The organism is Pantoea sp. Morm (assembly GCF_016643525.1).
GTDB classification, from domain to species: domain Bacteria; phylum Pseudomonadota; class Gammaproteobacteria; order Enterobacterales; family Enterobacteriaceae; genus Pantoea; species Pantoea dispersa.
This window is the reverse complement of the sequence record NZ_VOQX01000005.1, coordinates 23,767-39,539: the sequence shown is the minus strand read 5'-3', so window position 1 is coordinate 39,539 and position 15,773 is coordinate 23,767. Positions and strand designations below refer to the sequence as shown.

15 protein-coding genes are annotated in these 15,773 nt (G+C 57.7%); 5 read left to right on the top strand and 10 right to left on the bottom strand.

Annotation, left to right across the window (positions count from 1 at the left end; translation table 11 throughout):
* The first annotated feature begins 308 nt into the window (after nt 1-308).
* Nucleotides 309-572 carry a 30S ribosomal protein S20 gene (gene rpsT, locus FT726_RS03035; RefSeq protein WP_013507813.1) on the top strand — a complete coding sequence of 88 codons (264 nt, stop codon included), beginning with the start codon at nt 309-311 and terminating at the stop codon, nt 570-572.
* A gap of 51 nt (nt 573-623) precedes the next feature.
* Here rpsT and nhaR read toward each other — a convergent pair whose 3' ends face one another.
* The 7 genes from nhaR to FT726_RS03000 form a co-directional block, all read right to left on the bottom strand.
* The gene (nhaR, locus tag FT726_RS03030) at nt 624-1,526 is read right to left on the bottom strand and encodes a transcriptional activator NhaR (protein ID WP_058780421.1); all 903 of its coding nucleotides are present in this window, start codon (nt 1,524-1,526) and stop codon (nt 624-626) included.
* A gap of 29 nt (nt 1,527-1,555) precedes the next feature.
* A complete protein-coding gene (nhaA, locus tag FT726_RS03025) occupies nt 1,556-2,734 on the bottom strand; it encodes a Na+/H+ antiporter NhaA (RefSeq protein ID WP_346302386.1) in 1,179 nt (392 codons plus the stop codon).
* 189 nt (nt 2,735-2,923) lie between these two features.
* Complete coding sequence (locus FT726_RS03020) at nt 2,924-3,067, bottom strand: hypothetical protein (protein WP_164861030.1); 144 nt, start codon at nt 3,065-3,067, stop codon at nt 2,924-2,926.
* A 251-nt stretch (nt 3,068-3,318) separates the two neighbouring features.
* Nucleotides 3,319-4,185, bottom strand: coding sequence for a helix-turn-helix domain-containing protein (locus FT726_RS03015; RefSeq protein ID WP_346302385.1), 867 nt, complete (start codon nt 4,183-4,185; stop codon nt 3,319-3,321).
* Between the two features lie 390 nt (nt 4,186-4,575).
* Complete coding sequence (locus tag FT726_RS03010; RefSeq protein WP_021507606.1) at nt 4,576-4,743, bottom strand: DUF2474 domain-containing protein; 168 nt, start codon at nt 4,741-4,743, stop codon at nt 4,576-4,578.
* 1 nt (nt 4,744) lies between these two features.
* Entirely contained in the window at nt 4,745-5,749 is a 1,005-nt protein-coding gene (gene cydB, locus FT726_RS03005) for a cytochrome d ubiquinol oxidase subunit II (RefSeq protein WP_021507607.1), read from the bottom strand.
* Nucleotides 5,750-7,174 (bottom strand): cytochrome ubiquinol oxidase subunit I, encoded by a 1,425-nt coding sequence (locus tag FT726_RS03000; RefSeq protein WP_058759655.1) that lies wholly within the window; start codon nt 7,172-7,174, stop codon nt 5,750-5,752.
* Nucleotides 7,175-7,742: 568 nt separating this feature from the next.
* Here FT726_RS03000 and yghX point away from each other — a divergent pair.
* The gene (gene yghX / locus FT726_RS02995; RefSeq protein ID WP_058759656.1) at nt 7,743-8,633 is read left to right on the top strand and encodes a YghX family hydrolase; all 891 of its coding nucleotides are present in this window, start codon (nt 7,743-7,745) and stop codon (nt 8,631-8,633) included.
* Between the two features lie 22 nt (nt 8,634-8,655).
* Here yghX and FT726_RS02990 read toward each other — a convergent pair whose 3' ends face one another.
* The gene (locus tag FT726_RS02990) at nt 8,656-9,027 is read right to left on the bottom strand and encodes a helix-turn-helix domain-containing protein (protein ID WP_021507610.1); all 372 of its coding nucleotides are present in this window, start codon (nt 9,025-9,027) and stop codon (nt 8,656-8,658) included.
* 101 nt (nt 9,028-9,128) lie between these two features.
* Between FT726_RS02990 and FT726_RS02985 the strand changes: the two genes are divergently transcribed.
* Nucleotides 9,129-9,983 (top strand): SDR family oxidoreductase, encoded by an 855-nt coding sequence (locus FT726_RS02985; protein ID WP_346302384.1) that lies wholly within the window; start codon nt 9,129-9,131, stop codon nt 9,981-9,983.
* 348 nt (nt 9,984-10,331) lie between these two features.
* The gene (gene treF, locus FT726_RS02980; protein ID WP_058759659.1) at nt 10,332-11,990 is read left to right on the top strand and encodes an alpha,alpha-trehalase TreF; all 1,659 of its coding nucleotides are present in this window, start codon (nt 10,332-10,334) and stop codon (nt 11,988-11,990) included.
* Between the two features lie 197 nt (nt 11,991-12,187).
* Here treF and FT726_RS02975 read toward each other — a convergent pair whose 3' ends face one another.
* A complete protein-coding gene (locus FT726_RS02975; RefSeq protein WP_010616452.1) occupies nt 12,188-13,009 on the bottom strand; it encodes an alpha/beta fold hydrolase in 822 nt (273 codons plus the stop codon).
* A gap of 215 nt (nt 13,010-13,224) precedes the next feature.
* On the opposite strand from FT726_RS02975, the gene FT726_RS02970 reads away from it, so the two are divergent.
* Nucleotides 13,225-14,814, top strand: a complete 1,590-nt coding sequence (locus FT726_RS02970) for an MFS transporter (RefSeq protein ID WP_241798000.1) — start codon at nt 13,225-13,227, stop codon at nt 14,812-14,814.
* On the opposite strand, the gene FT726_RS02965 is transcribed toward FT726_RS02970, so the two are convergent.
* On the bottom strand, nt 14,815-15,723 hold the full coding sequence (locus tag FT726_RS02965; protein WP_021507614.1) for a LysR family transcriptional regulator: 909 nt from the start codon (nt 15,721-15,723) through the stop codon (nt 14,815-14,817).
* Nucleotides 15,724-15,773 lie beyond the last annotated feature (50 nt).

Below are 15,773 nucleotides of genomic sequence, written 5' to 3'. Positions count from 1 at the left end.
ACCGGTGGAAATCGGCGGATTATACCCTTGAATAGCGTTCAGGTTAACCCGTCTGCGTGCCTTTCCTGCGCCTGATTCAGCGTCAGGCGCCCGCTGGCTGGCGGCTCCGGCCCCATCACAACAATTTTGTTGCGAAATACTGTATTCAGCGCGGTGTTGCTGGTAGAATCTTGCGCCATCAATTACGTAAGCGGGTGTCGTGGTTAAAACGACGCTTTATTGCACAAATCCATTGACAAAAGAAGGCGCAAAAGGCATAGTCCTCGGCCTTTGATTTGTCCATATAGAACACATTTGGGAGTTGGACCTTGGCTAATATCAAATCAGCTAAGAAACGCGCCGTAACATCTGAGAAACGTCGCAAGCATAACGCGAGCAATCGTTCTATGATGCGTACTTTCATCAAGAAAGTATACGCGGCTATCGCAACCGGCGACAAAGCTGCTGCGCAGAACGCATTCAACGAAATGCAACCAATCGTGGACCGTCAGGCTGCTAAAGGTCTGATCCACAAAAACAAAGCTGCACGTCATAAAGCAAATCTGACTGCTCAGATCAACAAACTGGCTTAATCGCCGTCTGTTTATCGCTTTGTTAAAAGAACCGGCGCTTCGCCGGTTTTTTTATGCCTGCGATCCGTGGCTGAACAGCGCGCTGAAGTCGCGATGGCAAATGCTCTGCACCGCCGGATGCTGAATCATGCGCCCGGCAAAAATAACGTGATACTCCTCCATCACCGTCTCCAGCCTGCCGATCTCGCGCACGCTATCGTCACGATAGACATCATCCCCGTACAGCGTCGGTGCGACAAAGATCGCATTATTCTGCGCGCCAAACGCCTTCATCAGCGCCGCATCATCAAATTCACCGAGAATCTCAACCTGTAACCCCTGGCTGTGGATCCAGTTCAGCAGCTTGCGCCCCAACATCGAACGCCGGCCGGGCAGCAGCAGGCGCCGCTGCTCCAGACAGGCCGGAAACGGCAGCTCAGGCAGTGGCGCATTACACCAGAAGCTAACCGGACATTCGCCGAGCTTGACCGAAAACAGCCCGGCCTGCTGGGTTGAATCTATCGGGCAGTCGGAGAGGATCATATCCAGCTTGTGCTGGCTGAGCTGCTCCAGCAGCATTTCATGCGTGGATTCAAAGCAGCGCAGCTGAATTTTCTCACCGGCCATCACCACCGTTTCCAGCACCTTGCTCACCAGCTGTTTTGACAGCGCATCCGCCACGCCAACATCAAACAGCAGATGCGACTCCTTGCGGTAGTTAACGATATCAAGCATTTCCTGGCTGAGCATAAACATGCGATCGGCATAGCGGAACACCAGCTGCCCCAGCTCGGTGGGCACCAGGCCGCGCCCCTGACGGCGAAACAGCACGCCATCCAGCTGCTCTTCCAGCGCTTTGATTTGGCCGGTTACGGTCTGCGGCGTGAGGCACAGCACTTCAGCGGCGCGCACCACCGAACCGGTTTTGCACACCTGCCAGAAGTAGTAGAGATGATTAAAATTGAGCTGATTCATACCATAAAGGAGGCTTGCGCCTCTCCTTATTAGCGCAGTTTGATGCGCAGCAGCGTGTAACCTATCACCGCCGACAGCAGTGAACCGCTAAGAATGCCCAGCTTCGAGAACGTCACCAGCTGTTCATGCGCGGCATCAAACGCCAGCGAACTGATGAAGATCGACATGGTAAAGCCGATACCGCACAGCACGCCGATGGCCATAATGTCGCGAATGGTGGTGCTGCCTGGCAACGCCGCCAGCCGCAGCTTCACCGCCAGCCAGCAGAACAGCGTGATACCTAACGGTTTACCAATCAGCAGACCGAGGATAATGCCAAGCGGCTCAGGCGACAGCACATCGCCAAAGGTGATGCCGCTGAGCGAGATGCCGGCGTTGGCGAACGCGAACAGCGGCAGGATCAGCCAGTTCACCCACGGCATCAGTCCGTGCGCCAGGTGCTCAGCCGGTGAGTGACCCTCTTTCTCCTCCAGCGGTACGAAGAAGCCCACCACGACGCCCGCCAGCGTGGCGTGCACGCCGGACTTCAGCACCGCGGTCCACAGCACCACGCCTACCAGCATATACACTGCGATGTTGCGCACACCGCAGCGATTGAGGAGCGCCAGCAGCACGATAGCGCCGCCCGCCACGCTCAGCGACAGCACTGACAGATCGCTGGTATAGAACAGCGCAATAATCACGATGGCACCGAGGTCATCAATGATCGCCAGCGCCATCAGGAACACTTTTAGCGCCGCCGGTACCCGGCTGCCGAGCAGCGCCAGCACGCCGAGCGCAAAGGCGATGTCGGTGGCGGTCGGGATGGCCCAGCCGTTGCGGGCAACTTCGTTATCATGATTGAACAGCAGGAAAATGAGCGCCGGCGCAACCATGCCGCCCAGCGCAGCAATCACCGGGAAGATCGCGCGATCGCGGCTGGCCAGCTCGCCGCTGATCAGTTCGCGCTTCACTTCGAGGCCAATCAGCAGAAAGAACAGCGCCATCAGCGCATCGTTAATCCACAGCAGCAGGTTTTTGCTGATATCCAGCACGCCGAAGCGAATCTGTACCGGCTCCGCCAGCAGGTTTTGATAGCCCTGCGCGGTGGCGGCATTATTGGCCAGCACCATCGCCGCCACCGCCGCCAGAATCAGCACCATGCCGTTGCTGGCGTCACTTTCAATAAAGCTTTTCAGCAAGCTTCGAATACTACGGGGTTTGTTCACAACTCCTCCTGAGCAGAGACATTTGGTGGAGAAGTTTAGCCGCTGTAACACCTCGTTAAAAGCAGCTTATGTCTCGTTTATTGCTCGGGATTTTCGAGTTATTCGCCAGGCCGGGCGTATTGCAGCGGTGGGAGGGCTGAAAGCGGACGGACGCAATACGGCGCTGGTCGTTAAGCAGGTAGCGCGCCGTCAGGCCTGGTGGTTCGTGCAGGTCAGCAGCGTCACGTCATCCGTACGCTGCTGTGGCAGCGCATTATCGCCGGCAATCTCATGCTGGGCGCAGTGAGGCTGATGCGGATGCAGACCGCCTGGCGGTGAGAAAGGCTCAGCCATCTGGGCACTTGCCAGCGCGGAAAACGCCACAAGCGCTGTTGAAAGTAACAACGGTAGAAGTCGCATAATTTTTTGTCTTTTCACTATAACGGTCCGGAATGGACCAGGCATGCAGGTGATGATCCAGCCTGAGAGGTGGCAAACAGTGTTTTCCACGGTCAGTCAGGTTTCGGTGAAGGATTTTACGCCACTCAGGCACAGGAATTTATAAAATCGTGCGGTTTATCACAGTTTACCGCACGATTTATGCATTAACCGACTTTAACCGGAATGTAAAAGGTGCCCTGCAGCAGATCCGGCGTGCTGTAGCGCAGATCGAGCTTAATCAGGTCCTTGCCCGGCCGCCGCGCCACGCCGAGCGCAGGCAGATGGTTGTAGTACACCTCTGCGGTGAACGCATTGATCTCTTCCGGCGCGCCGTGCCAGTCAATTTCTGCATACAGTCCGCTTTCACCGGTCCAGTTCTGTACATTGCCGGTCAGCACGTCGGCATACTGGCTTTCCAGCGCCTGGAACAGGCTGATATGCTGCCGATCGCTGGAGTTGACGCCCGGACTGAACTGGAAACCGAGCCAGCCACGCTGTACGTGCTGGCCGGCGAAGGCGATGAAATCACGCGTATGCTGCGCCACCACGTGATTGTGGTGGTCAATGTATTCGCCGAAGCGGCACTCCCACTCAATCACTTCTCCGCACAGCTTCAGCTCCGGCTTCTCTGCCAGGCGCGCACTCACCCACTGCCGCTGGGTTGAGATGCGGCTGTGGAAGTCTTTCATCTGCATCTCAGGAATGCGGCGATAAGCGCCTGGCGTCATGGCGAAGTGGCTTTTAAACACCCGGGTAAAGTTTTGCTGATTATCAAAGCCAAACCGCACGGCGATATCAATAAGCGGCATGCTGGTCAGGCGCAGCGCCATGGCAGCGAGCGTCAGGCGACGTTTGCGCGTGTACGAGGCCAGCGTCTGGCCGGTCATCTCTTTGAACATGCGCTGCATGTGCCACTTGGAGTAACCGGATTTCAGGGTAATCAGATCGATGTTGAGCTCGTCGGTCAGATTGGCCTCGATCCAGTCCACCAGATCGTTGATGTACTGTTTTTTCAGATTCAGGCTGAGCATTTTTTTAATTGAATGGGTTGGGAAAGGCGGTGCTTTTGCGTAATCCGTCACATAAATATAACAAAATCGTATGGATAACGTAAGGAAGAGTAAAGACAGCGAGACGCGAAAAGCATTAATTGCTTAGGTGACTAACCTTTTATCGTCTTAACGGCATCGCCTCGTTGAGCAGTGATTTGCCTGCGCATAGCGGTGCGCATTAATGCGCCCCCTGTAAATCGTATCCGCAGGGGCGCTATTAATGGCGACCAAATGCTGGTCAATCTGATGTGTCGACACATGATCGGTGCGCATCAATGCGCACCCTATGAAAATCGTGCATCACCTTGCTGGGTCGCCATTTATGGCGACCGATAACACCGGGCAGGCGTGCCTGCCCTCATCGACCACTTAGTGCGAACGCATGCCCGCTGCCGTCATCATCATACGAAACAGTGATGCCACCACGCCCAGTGCCAGCACGCTTGCGCCGTAGATGATTACTAACCACAGCACGCGCTTCCACCAGGGGGCTTTCGTTTCAGTGGGGTTGTTCATATTGCTGACCTCGGTTTGCATCTCAGTGGTATCCTTCGTCGGCTTTGATTTTTCCGCGGAACACGTAGTAACTCCAGAAGGTATAACCCAGAATCACCGGAATAATCAGTAAGCTACCGACCAGCATAAAGGCCTGACTCTGCGGCGGTGACGCGGCGTCCCAGATGGTGATCGACGGCGGAATAATGTGCGGCCACACGCTAATACCAAGGCCGGAGAAGCCGAGAAACACCAGCGCCAGCGTCAGCAGGAACGGCGAGTAGTGCGCCTCACGCTTAATGGCGCGCACGATGCCCCACGAACACAGCAGCACTAGCACCGGCACCGGCAGGAACCAGAACAGGTTAGGACGGCTGAACCAGCGGTGCGCAATCGCATCGTGGGTGAACGGCGTCCACAGGCTGATAATGCCGACAATCAGCAGCAGCGCGATCACCAGCGGCGTCGCCAGCGCGGACATCTTACGGTGCAGCTCATGCTCGGTTTTCATGATCAGCCAGGTACAGCCCAGCAGCGCATATGCCACCACCAGACCGACGCCGCAGAACAGCGGGAACGGCGCCAGCCAGTCCAGCGCCGAGCCGGCAAACTCGCGCCCTTTCACCGGGAAGCCGTCGATAATCGCACCGACCGCAACGCCCTGGCTGAAGGTCGCCAGCAGCGAGCCGGCAATAAACGATTTATCCCAGAACGCGCGGTGCTCTTCGGTGGCCTTAAAGCGGAACTCAAACGCTACGCCACGGAAAATCAGGCCAATCAGCATCGCGGTGAGCGGAATGGCCAGCGCATCGGCAATCACCGAATAGGCCAGCGGGAACGCACCGTACAGACCGGCACCGCCCAGCACCAGCCAGGTTTCGTTGCCATCCCAGACCGGCGCAACGGTATTCACCATCATGTCGCGCTCAACGGCATCTTTATTGAACGGGAACAGGATACCGATGCCAAGATCGAAGCCATCCATCACGATATACATCAGGGTGGCGAACACGATAATGGCGAACCAGATAATGGAGAAATCGATCATTTATTTACCCTCCTGCGGTTCGTTCAGACTCTCATGGGCCGCAGAAAGCGGACGCGCAGGTGTTTTATCCTGCCCCGGACCACCGTGGCGCACATCTTTACCCTCGCCGGTCAGCGGACCTTTCTTGATCAGGCGCATCATGTAAACGTAGCCGACACCAAACACTGACGAATAGACGAGGATGAAGGCCAGCAGGCTGATGCTCATATGCAAATCACCATGCGCCGACACCGCATCAATGGTGCGCTGCACGCCGTACACCACCCATGGCTGACGACCAATTTCCGTGGTAAACCAGCCGGCAAGAATGGCGATCAGGCCGGACGGCCCCATCAGCAGGGCGAACCACAGGAACGGCCGGGAGTTATACAGCCGCTTTTTGTAACGCAGCCACAGGCTCAGCACGCCGAGGGTGATCATCAGCAGGCCCATCGCCACCATCACGCGGAACGACCAGAAGATCACCAGCGAATTCGGGCGGTCCTCTTTCGGGAAGCTCTTCAGCGCCGGGACCTGTTTGTCCAGGCTGTGGGTCAAAATCAGGCTGCCAAGGTACGGCACTTCCAGCGCATATTTGGTGCGCTCTTCATCCATATCCGGAATACCGAACAGAATCAGCGGCGTCGCTTCCCCCGGCGGGTTTTCCCAGTGGCCTTCAATCGCCGCAATTTTTGCCGGCTGATGCTCAAGGGTATTCAGGCCGTGCGCATCGCCGATCATCGCCTGAATCGGCGCAACGATCAGTGCCATCCACAGTGCCATAGAGAACATTTTGCGGATTGCCGGGTTGTCGTTACCGCGCAGCAGATGCCACGCGCCAGACGCGCCAACAAAGAAGGCGCTGGCGAGGAAGGCCGCCACCGACATATGGAACAGGCGGTACGGGAACGACGGGTTGAAGACAATCCTGAACCAGTCCTGCGGCACCACGATGCCATTCTCTATGATGTAGCCCTGCGGGGTATGCATCCAGCTGTTGGACGCGAGGATCCAGAAGGTCGAGATGATGGTACCGAGCGCAACCATGCAGGTGGCAAAGAAGTGCAGGCCCGGCCCAACGCGGTTCCAGCCAAACAGCATCACGCCGAGGAAGCCCGCTTCAAGGAAGAAGGCGGTGAGCACTTCATAGGTCAGCAGCGGACCGGTAATACTGCCGGCAAACTGCGAGAAACCGCTCCAGTTGGTACCAAACTGGTACGCCATCACCAGCCCGGACACCACGCCCATACCGAAGTTAACGGCAAAGACTTTGGACCAGAAGTGGTAGAGATCGCGATAGGTCTCGTTACGGGTTTTCAGCCACATGCCTTCGAGCACCGCCAGGAAACTGGCGAGACCGATGGTGATGGCCGGGAAAATAATATGGAAGGAAACAGTAAAGGCGAACTGAATCCTGGCCAGGTGGAAGGCATCTAATCCAAACATTGCTTACCTCTTTGCCACAAGATTACACCGAATTTTTACTTATAATTAACAATTTTGACGCACAAAATTATTATTTCGTGACGTCGGAAGAGATTCACGCCAATTGTAAGGCAAGCGGCGAGAACAAAAAGAAACAGTGGGAATGGCTAAAACTATAACAGTATTTTTTGATTTCGATCATTGTTTTCACCAGAAACTACTTGTTTAAAATCACTAAGTTAAGGTTAAAGCCCGTGATTTATTGTGACAATCTTGTTATTAAGCAGAGCGAGAGGAAAAGGCGTTAATCTGGTAACTGGCTAATTTAGCTGTTAATTACTGCGCCAGACAAAACGGCAGAGGACCGCACCTTCACGTTACGCTGTAAAATTTCCTGCACAGTCGCCAGAAAGAAACTTTGTTAATTAAAAGATAATTTTTATAGACCAAAAAGAAATTAATTTGCTGTCTTTCGGTGACATTCTGTGAGCCATCGCGCATTAACCCGCTGGGGCATGGCATTTGCCAGCGGCGTCAGGCTGTGCTTTGTTAAAGCAGCACAGTCCGGTTAATCAGCGAAGGAGAGGTTATGACCCGTCTTACCGCCCAGGATTTTCCCCAGGAACTGCTTGAGCTTTATGACTACTATGCGCACGGTCGCATCAGCAAGCGCGAGTTTCTCTCGCTGGCCGCGAAGTTCACCATCGCCGGCATGACCGGAGCCACCCTGCTCAGCGCCATGAGCCCCAATTATGCGCTGGCAGAGCAGGTGTCGTTTACCGATCCTGATATCAACGCCGAATACATTCACTACCCGTCGCCCCAGGGACATGGCGAGGTACGCGCTTATCGGGTGCGCCCGACTCACGCCAGCGGCAAGCTGGGTGCCGTGGTGGTGGTACACGAGAATCGCGGCCTGAACCCTTACATTGAAGACGTGGCGAGACGGGTCGCCAAAGCGGGCTATGTTGCGCTGGCGCCGGATGGCTTAAGCTCGCTGGGCGGCTATCCGGGCAATGATGAAGAGGGCCGTGCGATGCAGGCCAAAGTCGACCCGACCAAACTGATGAACGATTTCTTCGCGGCGGTCGATTTCCTGATGCAGCATCCCGAGGGGAACGGCAAGGTCGGCATCACCGGCTTCTGTTATGGCGGCGGCGTGGCCAATGCGGCGGCAGTGGTGTTTCCTGAGCTGGCCTGCGCCGTGCCGTTCTATGGCCGCCAGCCAAAAGCGGAAGATGTGGCGCGCATTCAGGCGCCGCTGCTGCTGCACTATGCCGCGCTGGATAAAGGCATCAACGAAGGCTGGCCGGCTTATGAAGCCGCCCTGCAAGCCAGCCACAAAACCTATGAAGCGTATATTTATCCCGGCGTGAATCACGGCTTTCACAACGACTCAACGCCACGCTATGACAAAGCCGCCGCCGACCTGGCATGGGGTCGCACACTCGGCTGGTTTGAGAAATATTTGCACGCCTGAGCCTGGCGCGCCGCGACGGCACTCACGCTGTCTGCGGCGCTTTAATGATGCGGTGGACATTGCTTTCCAGCCAGTCGGCGAGGCCAATGACCTGCCCTTCCACCTCATGCCCCAGCGCCGTCAACCTGTACTCCACGTGCGGCGGCACCACTTCATAAGCGATACGCTCAATGAAGCCATCTTCTTCCATGTAGCGCAGCGTCTGCGCCAGCATGCGTTCACTGATGCCACCAATCCGGCGGCGCAGTTCGCTGAAGCGCAGCGTTTCAGCGCGCAGCGCCAGTAACACCAGCACACTCCAGCGGCTGGTAATCCGTTTTAACACTTCACGTGACGGGCAGTTCACATTGAGCAATTCACCACGGGAAAATTTATCACTCAGGTTTTCAGCCATTTACATCACTCCGCTCAAACTAACAAATCTGTAAGTACTTACTAAAAGTTAGTTTATCTCGTAGGCTGTTTCCATACCAGTTCAACCTGAGGAAAAACACCATGATTGCGATAACCGGAGCCACTGGCCAACTGGGCCGTTTAGTGATTAATGCCTTGCTGAAGAAAGTACCGGCCAGCGAGATCATCGCGGTAGTACGTTCACCGGAAAAGGCGCAGGACCTGCAGGCGCTCGGCGTCGCGCTGCGTACCGCGGATTACAACCAGCCACAGACGCTGCAGGGCGCCTTTGCCGGCGTGCAGAAAGTGCTGCTGATCTCCTCCAGCGAAGTAGGCCAGCGCGAAGCCCAGCACCGGGCGGTGATTGATGCCGCCAAAGCGGCGGGCGTGTCATTTATCGCGTATACCAGTCTGCTGCATGCCGATACCTCGCCGCTGGGTCTGGGCGTCGAACACCGCGCCACCGAAGCGCTGCTGCAGGCTTCAGGCATCCCTTATGCCCTGCTGCGTAACGGCTGGTACAGCGAAAACTATGCGGCCAGCATCGCACCGGCGTTAGCGCATCATGCCTTTATCGGCGCGGTGGGCAACGGGCGCATCGCGTCGGCGGCGCGCGAGGATTATGCTGCCGCGGCGGCAGAGGTGATCAGTCGTGACGATCAGGCCGGCAAAGTGTACGAACTGGCCGGCGATGACAGCTATACGCTGGCAGAATTCAGTGCGGAGATCGCCCGCCAGTCCGGCGAACAGGTGGAGTACGTTAACCTGCCGCCTGCGGAATTCAGCGCGGCGCTGATCGGAGCCGGCTTACCCGCGCCGCTGGCCGAACTGCTGGCGGATTCCGACGCCGGTGCCGCTCAGGGTGCCCTGTTCGACGACAGCCACACGCTCAGCAAACTCATTGGCCGCCCGACCACACCGTTCGCCGCGGTAATTAAGGCCACGCTGGCAAAGTAAGGCGCTGATGGCGCCCTCACCTGCGGTGAAATCCGGGGTGAGGGCGGCGAGAAACCCTCTTTTCCCCGTCTCGTTTGCCATCAAATGATCAACCTCTTCCCGCTTTTTTGCCGTCATCACTGACGATTTTCTTATTTACAGATAAATCTGTTCATTTATTTAAAGCTTCATCTGAAACACTGCTTTCAATTCCTGAAATATAGGGCGTTGTATTCGCTGAAAAAAGCCTAAAATAGCCGATCAATCGACAAGATTTATTACGTTCATAGATATTTCGCATTGTTGTCTCATCGGGTCAGAGATCTATAATTTGTCCTTTGAGCAACCAGGCAATTTCAGGAGGCCGCTATTAATACTAACCACCAGCAACGTCAAGCTTTCGGAGAACACGAAGCCCATGCTGATTTGGGGTATCAATACGATCCTCACGAGTTTATCCGCGAAGGTATGCAGGATTCGGAGCCGGAACCCGAGCTGATTGAAGGCCTGCCTGCGCCTGATGCGCTGACGCCTGCCGATCGCTATCTGGAGCTGTTTGAGCACGTGCAGACGTCACGTATTTTTGCCGACAGCAAAACGTTTCCGGACTGCGCGCCTAAATTCGATCCGCTGGATATTTTAATCCGCTATCGCCGCCGTAAACGCTCGGCGGAGTTCGACCTGGAAAAATTTGTCCACGAGCATTTTTATTTACCGCAAGTCAATGAGAGTTTTTATGTTTCCAATCCGGATAAAACCCTGACGGAACATATTGACGATCTGTGGCCAGTGTTAACCAAAATGCCGCAGCAGCATTTACCGCATTCTTCCCTGCTGCCGCTGCCGAAGCCCTACGTGGTGCCCGGCGGGCGTTTTGGTGAAACGTATTACTGGGACTCCTACTTCAGCATGCTGGGACTGGCCGAAGCGGGCCGCGACGATCTGCTGCGTCATATGGCGGACAACTTCGCCTGGCTGATTGATAACTACGGTCACGTGCCGAATGGCAACCGTACCTATTACCTCAGCCGCTCGCAGCCGCCGGTGTTCGCGCTGATGGTCGAGCTGTTTGAAGAGGACGGCATTCGCGGCGCGAAGCGCTATCTTGACCAGCTGATGAAAGAGTATCAGTTCTGGATGGACGGGGCTGGCGAGCTGATGCCGCACCAGGCCTATCGCCACGTGGTGCGCATGCCGGATGGTTCGCTGCTCAACCGCTACTGGGATGATCGCGACACGCCGCGCGATGAGTCGTGGATGGAAGATGTGGAAACCGCCAGCAAATCGCGTCGTCCGGCCAGCGAGGTTTATCGCGATCTGCGCGCCGGTGCCGCTTCCGGCTGGGATTACTCCTCGCGCTGGTTGCGCGATCCACAGCGTCTGGCCAGCATTCGCACCACCCAGTTTATTCCGGTGGATCTGAATGCGTTTCTCTACAAGCTGGAGCTGATGATCTCGACGCTGGCGCACGCGAAGGGCGAAGAACTCACCGGCCTGGCGTGGCAGAAGAAAGCGGATGCGCGCAAGCAGGCGATTCATCGCTATCTGTGGGACAACACCGCAGGCGTGTACCGCGACTACGACTGGCGTCGTGAACGCTTTGGTGCCTTTACCGCAGCGGCGGTGGTACCGCTGTTCCTGGGGCTGGCATCACCCGAACAGGCGCATCTGCAGGCGGTGGCGCTGCGCCAGCTGCTGCTGACGCAGGGCGGCCTTGTCACCTCCATGGTGGAGAGCGGCGAGCAGTGGGATAAACCCAACGGCTGGGCACCGCTACAGTGGATGGCGGTGGTCGGACTGAATAACTACGGTGAAGAGACGCTGGCAACCGAGATTGCGGTCAACTGGCTGACCACGGTGAAGAATTTCTATTCGCTGCACCACAAGCTGGTAGAGAAGTACGATATCAGCGGCGATCGCGCCCGCCCGGGCGGCGGCGGTGAGTATCCGCTGCAGGATGGCTTCGGCTGGACCAACGGCGTCACCCGTCGCCTGCTGGCGATGTACGGGCATTTGCTGGCGGACTGACGAGGAGTACTGCGGACTGATGCGGGATGCTGCGGCCTGATGCCCTCACCCTGGCCCTCTCCCACCGGGAGAGGGAAACGCTGCCATATGCAGGACTGAGACAGCCCAGGTTAATTCAAGAGCCAATCCCCCGCTCGATCGGTTCCCTCTCCCGCGGGCGGGAGAGGGTTAGGGTGAGGGGAAAAATGCACTCCCCCTCAATTCCCCTGCAAAAACGCCAGCAGGTCGGCATTCAGCTGGTCCTGATGCGTCACCGCAAAACCGTGCGGGCCATTCTCATACACTTTCAGCTGCGAACCCGCAATCATCTCGTGCACCAGCTTGCCGGTGGCTTCAAACGGCACCACCTGGTCATTACTGCCGTGGATCACCAGCGTCGGCACATCCACTTTGGCAATATCCGCACGGAAATCCGTCTCAGAAAACGCGGTCACGCAATCCAGCGTACCTTTAAGCGACGCCAGCAGCGCAATGTTCAGTGTCTGCGTCAGCACACCATCGGAAACCGTCTGGCCCGCGTTGGTGCCGTAAAACGGCGTGGCGAACTCTTTGATAAACTGCGCACGATCCTTCAGCAAACCCGCTTTAATCCCGTCAAACACCGCTGATTCCACCCCTTCCGGGTGGTCGTCGGTTTTACCAAAGATCGGGGTGACGGCGCCCAGCAGCACCAGTCCTTTCACTTTCGCGGTACCATAACGACCAATGTAGCGCGACACATCCCCGCCGCCCATCGAGAAGCCCACCAGCGTCACCTCATCCAGCTGCAGGTGCTCGATCAGGCCGTGAATATCGTCGGCAAAAGTGTCGTAATCGTAGCCTTCCCACGGCTGATCGGAGCGACCAAAGCCGCGGCGGTCAAAAGCGATGACGCGGTAGCCTCGCTCGGCGAGGAAGTTGAGCTGGCTGTCCCACATATCGGCATCCAGCGGCCAGCCGTGGCTGAACAGCACCGGCTGCCCCTTGCCCCAGTCTTTGAAGTACAGGTTTACGCCGTCTTTAGTCTTGAATGTGCTCATGTTTTTTCTCCGTTAGTCAGTGATGTTGTGTCTGGCAATCAAACTAGCGTGGGATGGTGGAAAAACCTAAAGCAGAGATTTTGACAACTTGTGCAAAGATTTTTGCTAAGCCCTGCCGTCAAAAATCCTTGTACAAGTTGGCCGATTTTTTCCGCTATCTCCTGACGGGCGAGCTTCGTATCGTGCTCTCATCGCACACTGACAGGAACAGCCTGATGAACCAGCCAAATCCACAAACAGCGCGCAGCGGCGCGTTTTCCCCTTTCGCCTACGGGCTTTTCGCCGTGATCTGGACCGCTTCGGTGCTCGGCAATACCGGTAGCTTTATCCGTGACGTCGCCAGCGCCTGGCTGATTACCGGACTGTCGGATAACCCAACCGCCGTCGCGCTGATGCAAACCGCCGCCACCCTGCCAGTGTTCCTGCTGGCGCTGCCGGCCGGCGTGCTGTCGGATATTGTTGACCGCCGCCGCCTGCTGATTGTGGTGCAGCTGCTGATGGCCAGCGTCAGCGGCACGCTACTGCTGCTGTCGCACAACCACTGGCTCACCGTTGAATGGCTGATCGGCCTGACCTTTGTCGGCGGCGTCGGCGCGGCGCTGTTCGGTCCGGCATGGCAGGCCATCGTGCCGGAGCTGGTACCCCGTCATGAGCTGAAAAATGCCGTCGCGCTCAACTCGCTGGGCATCAATATCGCCCGGGCGATTGGACCGGCTACCGGCGGCCTGCTGCTGGCAAGTTTAGGTGCTATGGCCGCTTACGGTGCCGATGTCGCCAGTTATTTTTTCGTCATCGCCGCGCTGCTGTGGTGGAAACGTCCGGCGAAAGCCGCTACCGCGCTGAATGAGCACTTCTTTGGCGCTTTCCGCGCCGGGCTGCGCTATGTGAAAGCCAGCCGCGAACTGCACCGCGTACTGTTGCGCGCCGCGCTGTATTTTGCCTTCGCCAGTGCCATCTGGGCGCTGCTGCCGCTGGTGGCGCGCACCATGCTGCACGGCAGCGCGGGCTTTTATGGCTTGCTGCTTGGGGCCGTCGGTGCCGGTGCCATTGCCGGCGCGCTGCTGCTGCCGCGCCTGCGTGCCCGGCTGAGCCATGATGGATTGATGCTGCTCTCCGCCGTGCTCAGCGCGCTGGTCATGGTGGCGCTGTCGCTCAGTCCGCCGCAGTGGCTGGCGCTGCTGCTGATGCTGGTACTGGGCACCGGCTGGATCATCGCGCTGACGACCCTCAACGGCGTGGCGCAGGCGGTGCTGCCCGACTGGGTGCGCGGTCGCGGGCTGGCGGTCTATCTGATGGTGTTCAACGGCACGCTGGCGGGTGGCAGTCTGGCCTGGGGGCTGATCGCCCAGCACATGGGTCTGGCGTCAACGCTGATGCTGGCCGGCGCGGCGCTGCTCATCACGGCGCTGCTGGCAAAACGGCTGGCGCTGCCGGCGGGCGAAGCGGATCTGCAGCCAGCGCAGCACTGGGCTGAACCAGTGGTGAGCGATGCGGTGGATATCCGCCGTGGCGCCGTACTGATCCAGATTCGCTACCGTGTTCCCCAGGCCGATCGCGCCGCTTTCCAGCACGCCATGCACAAACTGGCGCAGGCGCGACGCCGTGACGGTGCCTATGCGTGGGGATTAATGGAGCAGACCGACGATGCCGGAGCGCTGCTGGAGTGGTTTATGGTGGAGTCATGGCAGGAGCATTTGCGTCAGCACCAGCGCGTCTCGCGCGCCGATGCTGAGTTACAGCAGGCGGTACTGCAGTTCCATCAGGGTGATGAACCCCCGCAGGTCAGCCATCATATTGCGCTGTGATCAGGCTGGCGCGTAGATGTCACTCAGGCCGGGCAGCGTCGGCAGGCGCTCGCGCCACCAGATAGCCGCGTTGCCGCAGGCGCTCTCATTCCACGCCAGATAGGCGATATCGCGCCGGCACTCGCTGTCCAGCTGGCGCGCCACCAGCGCACCGCTCGCCAGGTGCGGGCGCGCCAGGTAAAGCGGCAGATAACCACAGCCGAGCCCGGCAAGATGCGCCTGCAGTTTGGCCGGGAAATCATGCACGCTCAGCGTCTTCTGCTCATCCAGCACGCGTAAATCCATCCCGGCACCGTGGCGGGATGAATCATGCACCGTGACCGCGCGATACTGGCGAATCTGTTCACGCAGCAGCGGTTCGGGCTCCGCTGCCAGCGGATGGTCAGGAGCGACAGCGAACACATACTCCAGCCAGCCCAGCGGCTGGCAGACAATCTCTTTGCGCGTGGCGGGTTCCTGAACCGCGCCAAAGACAATGTCCGCTTCGCCGTAGTGCAGCGCTTCCCAGCAGCCGGCCAGCACGTCCTGACGGAACTGCAGCTGGGTGTGCGGGTGCTGCTGATAAAATTCGTCAATCAGCGGCGTGAGGATGCTGAACGGCAGCGAAGCATCCACGCTGATGGTCAGCAGACTCTCCCAGCCGCTCTCCACGTAGCGCGCCTGCTGCTCCAGCTCGTTCACCGCACGCAGCAGCGTCCGCCCTTTTTCCAGCATCAGTCGGCCGGTCGGCGTGAACGTGGCGCGATGGCCGGAGCGATCGAGCAGCGTGATTTTTAAATCGCTCTCCATCTTCTGCACGGTATAGCTCAACGCCGACGCGGTTTTGAACAGTCGCGCGGCCGCAGCGGCAAAGGTGCCATGACGATCGAGCGCATCCAGAATCAGCAGCGCCTCCAGATTTAAACGCATTCCCTACCCTCCGTAAAAAAAGTTGAACGACAACGTAAAAACAATCCGTT